Below are 12,781 nucleotides of genomic sequence, written 5' to 3'. Positions count from 1 at the left end.
ACCTGACATCATCGTGTGAGGCTGTGGCCTTGCCCGCCCCCAACGCCTTCCATAGAAGAGCCAAGTGGCCCGGCGGCCCCGTCGCACGCGACCCCCGCGAAATAAGGGACCGGCCGGGTATAGTCAACGTCGCTGAGGGCAGCGGCACGATCAGGAGAAGGTGAGATGGCGAAACATTCCAAGGTCTGGGCGGGGCTGATGCTGGCCTGTTCGCTTTCGCTGCCCGCACTGGCGCAGGACGAGGCGGCCACCGCCGATACGGTCGTGGCGGTGGTGAACGGAACCGAGATCACGCTGGGCGAGTTGATCATCCTGCGCGAGAAACTGCCCGCGCAGTATCAGGCGCTGCCGGATGACCTGCTGTTCAAGGGGCTGATCGATCAGGCCGTGCAGCAGACGGCGCTGGAGCAGGCGGTTTCGGCGGAGACGTCGAAGCGGGACGAATTGTGGATGAAGACCGACCGCCGCAGCTATCTGGCCGGGAAGGCATTGCAAGAGGTCGTCGCGGCCGCGGTGACGGATGAGGCGCTGCAGGCGGCCTATGACGAGAAATACGCCAACGCCCCGGCATCGAAGGAGTATTCGGCGCAGCACATTCTGGTGGACAGCGAAGAGAAGGCGGCTGCGTTGAAGGCCGAGATCGAGGGCGGCGCGGATTTCGGTGAGGTGGCGAAGGCCAATTCCACCGATACCGGTTCTGCGGTGAATGGTGGCGATCTGGGCTGGTTCGGTCTGGGCATGATGGTGAAGCCCTTCGAGGATGCCGTGGTCGCGGCGACGCCCGGTTCCGTGGTGGGCCCGGTGCAGAGCGATTTCGGTTTCCACCTGATCAAGGTGAACGAGGTGCGCGATGCGGCCAAGCCGACCATCGACGAGGTGCGCGACGAGTTGGCCGCGCAGATCGAACAGACGGCAGTAGAAGCCAAGTTGGCCGAGTTGACGGCCGCGGCAGAGATCACCCGCCCCGGCGAGGGGCTTGACCCGGCGCTGATCCGGGATGCAACTCTGCTGGACAAGTAACCGGGGGACGGGCCGATGCCGAAGACTGATTGGAAATCCGAAGCCAAGGCGCTGAAGAAGAAGATCAAGAAGCTGAAGGCCCGTGTGATGGGCGGAGAGATCGGGGCGGCGGCTGTTTCCGCTGCCCCGGCGAAGAAGGCGAAGATGGTGTCGCCCTTGGCGCCGAAGGGGGGTTTTCCGCAATTGCCAGTGATTGCGGGGGTGGAGTTCGCGGCGGTCGAGGCCGGGGTGCGCTATCAGAACCGCAAGGATGTTATGCTGGTGCGGCTGGCGCCGGATAGCGCGGTGGCAGGGGTGTTCACGCGGTCTTCCACACGGTCGGGCTGTGTGCGCGACTGTCAGGCGAAGCTGGCGATGAAGGTGCCTGCGGGGGCCGGGGCGGCGATCATCGTGAATTCCGGCAATTCGAATGCCTTTACCGGAAAGGTGGGGGATGAGGCCGTGGCGACGGTGACCGGGGGGGTGGCAGAGGCGCTGGGCATTCCGGCGAGCCGGGTGTTTTCGTCATCGACCGGGGTGATCGGGGAACCGCTGCCCTTTGAGAAGATCACGTCGAAGATCCCTGATCTGGTCGCCGAACTGCGCGAGGATGCCATCGAGATGGCGGCCCATGCGATGATGACCACGGACACTTTCCCCAAGGGCGCGGCAGCGACGGTGCAGGGCGAGGGGGGCGAGATTCATATTGCGGGGATCGCCAAGGGTTCGGGGATGATCGCGCCGGATATGGCGACGATGCTGGTCTATATCTTCACCGATGCGAAGATTTCGGCGGCGAACCTGCAGAAGATGCTATTGCGCAACGTGGATGCGACCTTCAACTCCATCACCGTCGACAGCGACACGTCGACCTCGGACACGCTGTTGGTAGCCGCGACGGGACAATCGACGGCGGCAGAGGTGAAGGGGACCGTGGCGAAGGCCTTCGAAGCGGCGCTTCGGGGTGTGATGATGAACCTTGCCCATCAAGTGATCCGCGATGGCGAAGGGGCCACGAAGTTCGTGGAGGTCCGGGTGACCGGGGCCAAGGACGATGCGGATGCAGCACGGGTTGCCTTTGCGGTCGCCAATTCGCCTTTGGTCAAGACGGCGATTGCCGGGCAGGACCCCAACTGGGGCCGGATCGTCGCCGCCGTGGGTAAGTCGGGTGCCGAGGCGGACCGGGACCGGCTGACCATCCGCTTTGGCGATATCCTTGTGGCCGAGAAGGGCTGGCGCAACCCGGCCTATCGGGAAGAGGATGGCGCGGCCTATATGCTGGGCGAGGATCTGGTGATCGGCGTCGATCTGGGGCTGGGCAAGGGCAAGCGGTCGGTCTGGACCTGCGATCTGACCAACCGCTATGTGGAGATCAACGCGGATTACCGGTCGTGAAGATCGTCCTTGTTTCGGCGGTCGCGCTGATCGACGTCGAAGGGCGGGTTCTGCTGGCGCAGCGGCCCGAGGGGAAGTCGTTGGCGGGGCTGTGGGAGTTTCCGGGCGGCAAGGTGGAACCCGGCGAAACGCCCGAGGCCGCGTTGATCCGCGAGCTGAAGGAAGAGCTGGGCATCGATACATGGGCGAGTTGTCTGGCCCCGCTGACCTTTGCCAGCCACAGCTATGAGGGGTTCCACCTACTGATGCCGCTTTTTGCCTGCCGGAAATGGGAGGGAATCGTTTCCGGGCGCGAGGGGCAGAAACTGGCCTGGGTGCGGGCGCAGAACCTGAAGGACTATCCGATGCCGCCCGCTGACATCCCCCTGATACCCATCCTGCGGGACTGGCTTTAAGAAAGATGCGGATAAGACCAAGGTTTATACATTTTCGTTACTTTTGTGCTGGTTTCGTGAACAAAAAGAATTAGTCTTTAAGCATTGTTTCTGGGGAGAGACGCAATGCTGCGGACGATAACGATCGGGAGTTGTGTGTCAGTGCAGGGGATCGTTGTGAGGCAGCTTGCTGATGGCAAACTGATTGTCCGCGTGGATGAGAAGACTTTTGTCGGCAACCCTGTTGCGCAGGCGCAGGTATCGCGGGACCTGCACGCACAATAGCCGCCGGTCGGGCGAAAGGAAAAAGCCGGGCAGTCTGCCCGGCTTTTCTTTTTGCGTTTCACGCGCAGGATCAGGCCAGCGTGCGCTGGACTTCCTCGCGTTCGAAGATTTCGATGACATCGCCCGCGCGGATGTCCTCGTAGCGTTCGAAGGCCATGCCGCATTCCTGACCGGACTGCACTTCCTTGACCTCGTCCTTGAAGCGCTTGAGCGTCTTGAGCGTGCCTTCGTGGATGACCACGTTGTCGCGCAGCAGGCGGACGCCGGCAGAGCGGCGGGCGACGCCTTCGGTGACAAGGCAGCCTGCGACGTTGCCGACGCCGGTGATGCGGAAGACTTCCTGGATCTTTGCATAGCCGATGAAGTTCTCGCGTACTTCGGCCTTGAGCAGGCCGGAGGCGGCCTGTTTGATGTCGTCGATCAGGTCGTAGATGATCGAGTAATAGCGGATCTCTACGCCCTTTTGCTGGGCAGAACTGCGGGCAGTCGCATTGGCGCGGACGTTGAAGCCGATGATCGGGGCTTTCGACGCCTCGGCCAGACCCACGTCGGAATCGGTGATGGCACCGACGCCGTAGTGGAGGACGCGGACGCGGACCTCTTCGTTGCCAACCTTTTCCAGCGCTTGGACGATGGCTTCGGCAGAGCCTTGCACGTCGGCCTTGACCAGAACCGGCAGTTCCGAAACGTCCTGATCCGCCTTGGCCTTGGCCATGAGCTGTTCGAGGGTCGTGGCGGCACCGGCGGCGGCGCGTTTGTCCTTGGCGGCTTTCTCGCGGTAATCCGCGATCTCGCGCGCCTGCGCTTCGGTTTCGACAACGTTCAGCACGTCACCGGCTTCGGGCGTGCCGTTCAGGCCCAGCACTTCGACCGGAACCGAAGGACCGGCTTCGGTGACCGTTTCGCCCTTGTCGTTGATGAGAGCGCGGACCTTGCCCCACTTTTCACCCACGACAAAGATGTCGCCGCGCTTCAGCGTGCCGTTCTGCACGAGAACGGTTGCAACCGGGCCACGGCCTACGTCGAGCTTGGCTTCGATCACGGCACCGGAGGCGGCGCGGTTCGGGTTGGCCTTGAGTTCAAGGATTTCCGCCTGAAGCGCGATGGCCTCCAGCAGGTTGTCCAGACCCTTGCCGGTCTTGGCCGAAACCTCGACATCCTGCACTTCGCCGGACATCTGTTCCACCACGACCTCGTGCTGCAGGAGGTCAGTACGGACCTTCTGCGGGTTGGCGTCGGGCTTGTCGCATTTGTTGATAGCGACGATCATCGGGACCTTGGCGGCCTTGGCGTGGTTGATCGCCTCGATCGTCTGGGGCATCACTGCGTCATCCGCGGCAACCACCAGAATGACGATGTCCGTCACCTGCGCGCCCCGTGCGCGCATGGAGGTGAATGCCGCGTGGCCGGGCGTGTCGAGGAAGGACACGAGCGAGCCATTCGGCGTCTTCACCTGATAGGCACCGATGTGCTGGGTGATGCCGCCGGCTTCGCCAGCGACGACGTTCGCCTTGCGGATCGCGTCCAGAAGCGAGGTCTTGCCGTGGTCGACATGGCCCATGATCGTGACGATCGGGGGACGCGGTTGCAGATCCTCGTCGCGGTCGGCCACGGTTTCGATGGCCTGTTCCACGTCCGAGTCGGACACGCGCACGGCCTTGTGGCCGAATTCCTCGATCACCAGTTCGGCGGTGTCGGCGTCGATGGTCTGGTTCATCGTGACCATCATGCCCATCTTCATGAGCGCCTTGACCACATCCGCAGCCCGTTCGGCCATGCGGTTCGCCAGTTCGGAAACGACGATGGTTTCCGGCAGCTGCACGTCGCGCACCTGCTTTTCGGCCTTCTGGCCGAAGCCCATCGCCTTCTGGCGGGCCTTCTCCTGCTTGCGCTTCATCGCTGCGAGAGAGCGCTGACGGCCGCCTTCATCGGAGATGGCGTCGGACAGCGTCAGCTTCCCTGCGCGGCGGCCTTCGTCGCCCTTCACCTTGCCGCGGTCGCGGTCGGTGGCGCGTTCGTCGCGTTCGCGTTCGGCCTTGCGCGGGGCAAGGGGAGCGCGGGCGGCGGCACCGGCAGTGCGGCCACCCTCTTCGGCAGCAGCGGGCGCGGCGGGCGCCGCCTTCGCGGCGGGCGCTTCGGGTGCGGCGGCGGATTTCGGGCGGGTGCCAAGGATTTCGGCCTTGCGGGCGGCGGCGGCGGCGATGCGCGCCTCTTCCGCTGCGCGGGCGGCGCGTTCCTCTTCCTCAGCCTTGGCCTTGAGCGCGGCTTCCCGTTCGCGATCCTCGCGTTCCTTGGCCTCGATCTCTTCGCGGCGGCGCTGACGATCTTCCTCACGCGCGCGCTCTTCCTCGGCGCGGCGGGCGGCGTCTTCCTGTTCGCGGGCCTTTGCAGCCTTCAGGGCCGCCAGACGGCGTTCCATCTCGGCATCCGAGATGCCTGCCGGGCGTTTGGACGGATCGCCCAGATGCGGGCTGCCGGTCGTCGCACCAGCACCCGCGGCACCGGGTTTCGTCGGAACCACCACGCGCTTGCGCTTGACCTCCACGGCCACGCTTTTGGTGCGGCCATGGCTGAAGCTTTGCTTCACCTGTCCGGGTCCACGCGCGCCGCCACCCAAGCCGAGGGGTTTCTTGCCGTCAGTATCGCTCATGCCGTCTTCGTTTCCTCTGCGGCGGATGGACCGCCGATATGCCCGCGCAAACCTGCGAGCCTTGCCGCTTCCTCTACAACACGTCGTTCGAGTCCACCAGCCGCAAGCGCGGCGTGTATGGCACGTTCGCGCCCGAAAGCCAAACCCAATTCCCCCGAGGAAAGACAGCCGATGAAGCTGTTTTCGCCTTCCGGTGGATGCAGCTTGGTCTTGCCGCGTTCCGACCCGTCGCTGGCCTGGATCAGGACCGAAGCCTGACCCTTGACCAGCCATTCCTTCACCTTCTCGTAGCCGGTGACGGCCTCGCCCGCCTTGCGGGCCATCGACACGAAGTCGATCACCCGGCGCAGGAGCTGCGCCTCGATCAGATCGGAGAGGCCTTCGGGGGCCTTTACCGGCTGACGTGCGGCGCGGGAGAAAAGACCCTTTGCCGCCGCCTTGTCAATGGCCGCCCGTTCCGCCGCGACATAGATGCCACGGCCCGGCAGGCGACCGAGGATGTCGGGCACCACCATCGCATCGGGGCCCACGACGAAACGGATCAGGCCGGCCTTCGGCTGGCTTTCCCCCGAAACGATGCATTTGCGTTCCGGTCCGTCCTGATCCTTTTCCCGGCCACCCCGCGTCATGGGTGCGAATCCCGAGGCCTGAGATCAGGCCTCGGCCTCCTCGTCTTCTTCGGCCTCTTCGGAGGCCGTTTCCAACTCGGTCGGGTCGACCCAGCCCAGCATGACACGTGCGGTCATGATAAGGTGCTGCGCTTCCTCCAGCGACATCTCGAATTTCTCGAGGACGCCCTCGTCCTTCTTGCGCTGGCCATTCTCGGTCGTCCAGCCGCCGGCGAGTTCCCAGTCGGCGCAGGTGGCGAAGTCTTCCAGCGTCTTGATGCCGTCCTTGGCCAGAGCCTCGACCATCTGGGGGGTGAGCCCTTCGAATTCGATCAGGCTGTCCTCGACGCCCATCGCGCGGGCGGCTTCCAGAGCCTTGCGGTTCTGTTCTTCGAGGAAGTCGCGGGCGCGGGCCTGAAGCTCGGCAGCGGTGTCTTCGTCGAAGCCGTCGATGGAGAGGAGTTCGTCCACGTCCACATAGGCGACTTCTTCCAGATTGGTGAAGCCTTCGGAGACGAGGAGTTGCGCCATCATCTCGTCGACATCAAGCGTGTCCATGAACAGCTTGGTGCGTTCCGCGAATTCGGCCTGACGGCGCTGCGATTCCTCGGCCTCGGTCATGATGTCGATGTCGAGGGCCGTCAGTTGCGACGCCAGACGGACGTTCTGGCCACGACGACCGATGGCGAGCGAAAGCTGTTCGTCGGGGACGACCACCTCGATCTTGCCGGCCTCTTCGTCGATGACGACCTTGGACACTTCGGCAGGCTGAAGGGCGTTCACGAGGAACGTGGCCTGATCCTGATTCCACGGAATGATGTCGATCTTTTCGCCCTGAAGCTCATTGACCACGGCCTGCACGCGCGAACCGCGCATGCCGACGCAGGCGCCGACCGGATCGATCGAGTTGTCATAGGAGATGACGGCGATCTTGGCGCGCGAGCCCGGATCGCGGGCGACGGCCTTGATCTCGATGATGCCGTCGTAGATTTCCGGCACTTCCATCTTGAAGAGTTCGGCCATGAACATCGGGTCGGTGCGCGACAGGAAGACCTGCGGACCCCGCGCCTCACGCCGCACATCCTTGATGTAGCAGCGGATGCGGTCGTTGGGGCGATAGGCTTCGCGGCCGATCTTTTCGTTGCGGCGCAGGATGCCTTCGCCGCGGCCGATGTCGACGATGATGTTGCCGTATTCCTCGCGCTTGACGACACCGTTGATGATGGAACCCTTGCGGTCCTTGAATTCCTCGTACTGACGATCCCGCTCGGCCTCGCGGACCTTTTGCAGGATGACCTGCTTGGCCGATTGGGCGGCGATGCGGCCAAGGTCCACCGGGGGAACCTCGTCGATGATCTCGTCGCCGATCTGGGGATCGGGCTTGTAGGCCTTGGCCTGTTTCACGGTGAGTTGGGCGTGGTGGTTTTCCACGGCCTCATCTTCCACGACGGTGCGGATGCGGGCGAAGGTGGCGCGGCCCGTCTTGCGGTCGATCTTCACCCGGATGTCGAGGTCGCTGCCATAGCGGGACTTGGCCGCACGGGCGAGCGATTCCTCCATCGCCTGGATCACCAGATCGGGGTCGATCATCTTTTCCCGTGCCACGGCCTCGGCCGTTTGCAGGAGTTCGAGCTGGTTCGCGGAGGTGATAGCCATGAGGGACTCCCGGTATCAGTGTTTCGTCTCGGGCGCGTCGGGGGCGGTGTCGCCCTCGTCCTCGCCTTCGAATTCTTCGATGTCGGTGAATTGCGATTCGTCGATCACGCCGGAGGCTTTGCGCTGGCGCAGCATTTCGGCGATCAGGTCATCGGTCAGGATCAGCTTGGCATCCGACAGCCAATCGAATTTCAGGCCGATGGTCAGGGGTTCGCCGCCTTCTTCGATTTCGATCAGCACCTCGTCGCCTTCGATGCCTTGCAGCGTGCCCTTGAAGCGACGGCGGCCGTCGATGAGTTCGGTGGTTTCGATGCGGGCTTCGTAATCCACCCACATGTCGAAATCCTTCAACCGCGTCAGCGGGCGGTCGATGCCGGGGGAAGACACTTCGAGGACGTAGTTCTCTTCGATCGGGTCTTCCACATCCAGAACGGCGGAGACGGCGGTGGAGATCGCGGCGCAGTCGTCGACCTCGATCCCGCCTTCGGGGCGGTCGGCCATGATTTGGAGGATGCGCGTCTTGCCACCCATCAGCCGGATGCGGACCAATTCGAACCCCAGCCCCTCGATGACGGGGCCGACGATGGCCGCGAGGCGGCGGTCGATGGCGGTCTTGGCGATCAAGTCGGTCATTCGGGTTCCGATGGAAACAAAAAAGCGGGCTCAGCGGCCCGCGTGTCAGGTTCGGTGGGGCCGGGTTTGGACCCCGACACCGCTGTTGCAAGGGCATATACGCGCCGGGGGGCGAGTCTGCAAGGGGTTTGCGGTCAGGGGCGGCGGAGCGCGTCCATCGCGCGGACCAGCCCCTCGCTTATGCCGGGTTCGGAGAGGGCGTGACCGGCGAAGGGGATCAGGCGGATTTCGCAGGCATCCCAGCCTTGCGCCAGTTTCCACGCGGAAACGGGCGGACAGATCATGTCGTAACGGCCTTGGATGATGGTGGCGGGGATGTGCCGGATCCTAGCCCTTTCGCGCAGGATCCAGCCGTCTTCTTCAAGAAAGCCGCCATTGTGGAAATAGTGGTTTTCAAGTCGGGCGAAGGCGCGGGCATATTCAGCCGGGCTCTCGCCCAGCGGGCCGTCATTGAGGATGGAGGCGAGCGCGTTTTCCCAGTTGGCCCAGATGCGGCCAAAGCGCGTTTCTTCCATCACGTTGCCGGAAAAGAGGCGGCGGTGATAGGCGGCGATCAGGTCGTCGCGCTCGTCATGCGGGATGACGTTTACGAAACGTGACCAGAGTTCGGGGAAGAAGGCCCCTGCCCCGCCACCATAGAACCAGTCGAGTTCGGCCCGCGTCATCAGGAAGACGCCGCGCAGGACGAGATGGGCCACGCGGTCGGGATGGGTGATGGCATAGATGAGGGCGAGGGTGGCGCCCCAACTGCCGCCGAAACAGATCCAGCGCGAGATGCCGAGTTCCTTGCGGATCACCTCGATATCGTTGACGAGGTGCCATGTCGTGTTCTGGATCACGCTGGCATGGGGCCGCGAGCGGCCACAGCCGCGTTGATCGAAGAGGATCACGCGGAAGGCGGACGGGTCGAAGTATCGGCGCATGGCGGGGCTGCAGCCGCCGCCGGGACCGCCATGCAGCACCACGACGGGGATGCCGTCGGGATTGCCGCATTGTTCGACATAGATGCGGTGGCCGTCGCGCATGTCGATGATCCGCTGATCGAAAGGATCGATCGGCGGGTAGAGAAATTCGACTGCGCGCTTTTGGCCTGATCTCTGGTCCATCGACGCCCTATATAACGCCTAAAATCCTTGCGCCAAAGTTAAAGAAGAGGACGGCAGATGGTGACGACCACGGTAGACCCCGCCGAGGTGGCGAAATTCGAGGCGATGGCCGCGGAATGGTGGGACCCGAACGGAAAGTTCAAGCCGCTGCATATGCTGAACCCCTGTCGGCTGGACTACATCACGGCGCAGATCGCGGCGGAGTTCGACCGGGATCTGACGCAGGCGCAACCCTTCAAGGGATTGAGATTGCTGGATATCGGCTGCGGCGGGGGGTTGTTGTCAGAACCCATGGCGCGGCTGGGGGCGACGGTCGTGGGGGCGGATGCGGCGGCGCGGAACATTCCTGTGGCACAGGTGCATGCGGCGCAATCGGGGCTGGAGATCGATTATCGCCACACCACGGCAGAGGCTTTGGCCGAGGCGGGGGAGCGGTTCGACATCGTGTTGAACATGGAGGTGGTGGAGCATGTGGCGGACCCGCAGGCCTATCTGACCGCGTGCCAGATTCTGTTGAAAGACAACGGGTTGATGATCTGTTCCACGTTGAACCGTAACCCCAAGAGCTTTGTCATGGCGATCATCGGGGCGGAGTATGTGATGCGGTGGTTACCCAAGGGAACGCATGATTGGGCGAAATTCATCACTCCGGACGAACTCTATGACCTGATCCGCAAGGCGGGGCTGGAGCCGGTGGACAGAAAGGGCATGGTTTTCAACCCTGTAAGCTGGTCATGGTCGCTGTCGGCGCGGGATCTTTCGTGCAACTACGTCACGGCGAGCGTGAAGCGGCAGGGTGTCTGAGCCGATTGCGGGGCGTACCGATGGCCGTGCGGCAAACCGTACCGCAAACTGTCAGCACGCAGCGAACGGTCGGTTAACACCTGTTAACGCAACCGAGGGCCGGGCATCCGGGAGTGCCGTTTGCAGTTTGCGGCGGATATCATCCATGCGCTTTTGCGTAAGCCTGCAACCGAAGGGCGATCAAGGCCAAGGGCGTTACAGTCTGTGGTCCTGACGTTGGTTGGAATGTGGCAAAATTGAGGTTGGATTATGTCAATTTTCGTTAATTCAGGTTGATGTAGGGCGGCAAGATCAGGGAAACTGGCCCCAGACTGAGACTTGGGGGATTTTTCATGTTCAGATACATCATGGCCTTTGCTGCGACGGCGCTGCTGGCGTCGCAGGTTCAGGCCGCAACGATCAGTGGGCCGCCGATGCCATTGCAGGCGGGCGTGCCCTATACCTTCACTTATACGCCCGATAGCCCGACCGAGATCTTGGATACCTATGACTTTTACATCCTGCGTCTAACGGTCACCGACTCGACTCGTCCGGGAGAAGCGGCCTCGTTCGGTTTTTCTGGAACGAACATTGATCCGAACGAGACATTCAATTTTTCTTGGATCTTCAACTCGACGGGTTCTGCCGTTTTGTCGGTTGTCAGCTGGTATAACACCTATCTCGGTGCAGAACTCGTTCAGGGGCCGTTTGGTCCCATCGCGATAGAGGGAGAAGGCTTCAAGGAGGCGCGCTCGTCCTTCTCTAAAGAGGTCGCGCTGCAAATCTCGGTCGTGCCGATTGGTGGCACGCTGCCCTTGCTGGTTTCGGCGCTGGGCCTGATGGGCTGGGCGGCGCGGCGGCGGGCGCAGAAGGCGGCGCTGCCCGCCTGAGGCGGGCAACACGGGCGTTGCGCCGTCAGCCTTGGAGCAGGCGGCGCAGCAGTTGCAGGTCGTCGGCGAGCTGGCTGTCGGTGGACATCAGCTCTTCGATCTTGCGCACGCCATGCATGATGGTGGTGTGATCACGCCCGCCGAAGCGGCGGCCGATTTCGGGCAGGGACCGCGGGGTCAACTGTTTGGCCAGATACATGGCGATCTGGCGCGGGCGCGCGATGGTGCGGACGCGTTTCGGTCCGATCATGTCGGACAGGCGGATGTTGTAATGTTCCGCCACCTTGCGCTGGATTTCCTCGATCGTGAGTTTGCGGTCGGAGGCGCGGAGGATGTCGGCAAGGCAGTCCTGCGCGAGTTCCAGCGTGATTTCGCGCCCCACGAGGGAGGCAAAGGCGAAGAGGCGGGTCAGCGCGCCTTCGAGCACGCGGACATTGGTGGTGATGCGATGGGCGAGGAATTCCAGCACGCCATCGGCAAGGACGAGGCCCTTGTACTGGCTGCGGTAAAGCTCGACCTTCTGTTGCAGGATGCCAAGGCGGAGTTCATAATCGGTCGGATGAAGATCGACCACCAACCCGCATTGCAGGCGGGACTTGATGCGGTCTTCGAGATCCTTGATCTCGCCCGGCGCGCGGTCGGCGGAGATGACGATCTGCTTGTTCTGGTCCACCAGCGCGTTGAAGGTGTGGAAGAATTCCTCCTGCGTGCTGTCCTTGCCCGCGATGAACTGCACGTCATCGACCATCAGGACGTCGACGGAGCGGAAAAGTTCCTTGAAATCCATGATCTGGCGTTCGCGCAGCGCCTGCACGAAGCGGTACATGAACTGTTCGGCCGAGAGGTAGAGCACGCGCAGATGCGGCTGGCGGGTCTGCAATTCATGCGCGATGGCATGCATCAGGTGCGTCTTACCAAGGCCGACACCGCCATAAAGGAAGAGCGGGTTGAAGGTGACGGGGCCGCCTTCGGCGACGCGGCGGGCGGCGGCATGGGCGAGTTCGTTGGGCTTGCCCACGACGAAGCTGTCGAAGGTGAAGCGCGAATCGAGCGGGGCGCCGGGCATTTCCTCGGCCTCGGCGGGGCGGGCGCTGATGGCGGCGGGTTTGGCACGGGCCGGGGCGCGCGTGACCGGAGCGGCGGCGGCAGAGGCCGGACGGGCGGCGCCCACGGCGAATTCCACGCGATCCACCTGCGCGCCCGCCGTGTTCAACTGAGCGCGGATGTGGTCGGCGAAGTTGCGGGAGACCCAGTCACCGAAAAAGGAGGTGGGTACCTCAAAGCGGGCGACGCCCTGTTTGAGGTCGGAAAACTTAAGCGGCTCGATCCAGGTGACGTAGTTGTTGCGGCCAACCCTCTTGATCAGTTCCTCGCGGACCAAACCCCAAGTCTCGTTCGTCAT

General features: G+C 63.2%; 11 protein-coding genes. 5 read left to right on the top strand and 6 right to left on the bottom strand.

Going from position 1 to position 12,781, the window contains the following annotated elements:
• The first annotated feature begins 165 nt into the window (after positions 1-165).
• Genes TabM4_RS00055 through TabM4_RS00045 form a run of 3 tightly spaced genes read left to right on the top strand, consistent with a single transcriptional unit; the run spans position 166 to position 2,789 of the window.
• The gene (locus TabM4_RS00055) at positions 166-1,020 is read left to right on the top strand and encodes a peptidylprolyl isomerase (protein ID WP_434616636.1); all 855 of its coding nucleotides are present in this window, start codon (positions 166-168) and stop codon (positions 1,018-1,020) included.
• Between the two features lie 15 nt (positions 1,021-1,035).
• Entirely contained in the window at positions 1,036-2,394 is a 1,359-nt protein-coding gene (gene argJ / locus TabM4_RS00050; protein ID WP_434616633.1) for a bifunctional glutamate N-acetyltransferase/amino-acid acetyltransferase ArgJ, read from the top strand.
• The gene (locus TabM4_RS00045) at positions 2,391-2,789 is read left to right on the top strand and encodes a (deoxy)nucleoside triphosphate pyrophosphohydrolase (protein ID WP_434616630.1); all 399 of its coding nucleotides are present in this window, start codon (positions 2,391-2,393) and stop codon (positions 2,787-2,789) included. The genes argJ and TabM4_RS00045 overlap by 4 nt, the downstream gene beginning before the upstream one ends.
• 334 nt (positions 2,790-3,123) lie before the next feature.
• On the opposite strand, the gene infB is transcribed toward TabM4_RS00045, so the two are convergent.
• The 5 genes from infB to pip all read right to left on the bottom strand — a co-directional run bounded on the left by infB (position 3,124) and on the right by pip (position 9,706).
• Positions 3,124-5,703: a translation initiation factor IF-2 gene (gene infB, locus TabM4_RS00040; RefSeq protein ID WP_434616627.1), complete on the bottom strand. Its 2,580-nt coding sequence runs from the start codon at positions 5,701-5,703 to the stop codon at positions 3,124-3,126.
• Positions 5,700-6,332, bottom strand: a complete 633-nt coding sequence (locus tag TabM4_RS00035) for an RNA-binding protein (protein ID WP_434616624.1) — start codon at positions 6,330-6,332, stop codon at positions 5,700-5,702. Before TabM4_RS00035 ends, infB begins: the two co-directional genes overlap by 4 nt.
• A gap of 24 nt (positions 6,333-6,356) precedes the next feature.
• Positions 6,357-7,967, bottom strand: a complete 1,611-nt coding sequence (gene nusA, locus TabM4_RS00030) for a transcription termination factor NusA (RefSeq protein ID WP_434616621.1) — start codon at positions 7,965-7,967, stop codon at positions 6,357-6,359.
• A gap of 15 nt (positions 7,968-7,982) precedes the next feature.
• Positions 7,983-8,600, bottom strand: a complete 618-nt coding sequence (rimP, locus tag TabM4_RS00025; RefSeq protein WP_434616618.1) for a ribosome maturation factor RimP — start codon at positions 8,598-8,600, stop codon at positions 7,983-7,985.
• Between the two features lie 134 nt (positions 8,601-8,734).
• Complete coding sequence (gene pip, locus TabM4_RS00020; RefSeq protein ID WP_434616615.1) at positions 8,735-9,706, bottom strand: prolyl aminopeptidase; 972 nt, start codon at positions 9,704-9,706, stop codon at positions 8,735-8,737.
• Positions 9,707-9,763: 57 nt separating this feature from the next.
• On the opposite strand from pip, the gene ubiG reads away from it, so the two are divergent.
• The gene (gene ubiG, locus TabM4_RS00015; protein WP_434616612.1) at positions 9,764-10,510 is read left to right on the top strand and encodes a bifunctional 2-polyprenyl-6-hydroxyphenol methylase/3-demethylubiquinol 3-O-methyltransferase UbiG; all 747 of its coding nucleotides are present in this window, start codon (positions 9,764-9,766) and stop codon (positions 10,508-10,510) included.
• Between the two features lie 332 nt (positions 10,511-10,842).
• The gene (locus TabM4_RS00010) at positions 10,843-11,379 is read left to right on the top strand and encodes a hypothetical protein (protein ID WP_434616609.1); all 537 of its coding nucleotides are present in this window, start codon (positions 10,843-10,845) and stop codon (positions 11,377-11,379) included.
• A gap of 25 nt (positions 11,380-11,404) precedes the next feature.
• Here the strand turns inward: TabM4_RS00010 and dnaA are convergent, their stop codons facing one another.
• Positions 11,405-12,781 (bottom strand): chromosomal replication initiator protein DnaA, encoded by a 1,377-nt coding sequence (dnaA, locus tag TabM4_RS00005; protein ID WP_434616606.1) that lies wholly within the window; start codon positions 12,779-12,781, stop codon positions 11,405-11,407.

The sequence above is a fragment of the Tabrizicola sp. M-4 genome (genome assembly GCF_051132405.1).
GTDB lineage: Bacteria > Pseudomonadota > Alphaproteobacteria > Rhodobacterales > Rhodobacteraceae > Paragemmobacter.
This window is presented reverse-complemented; position numbering and strand designations above follow the sequence as displayed.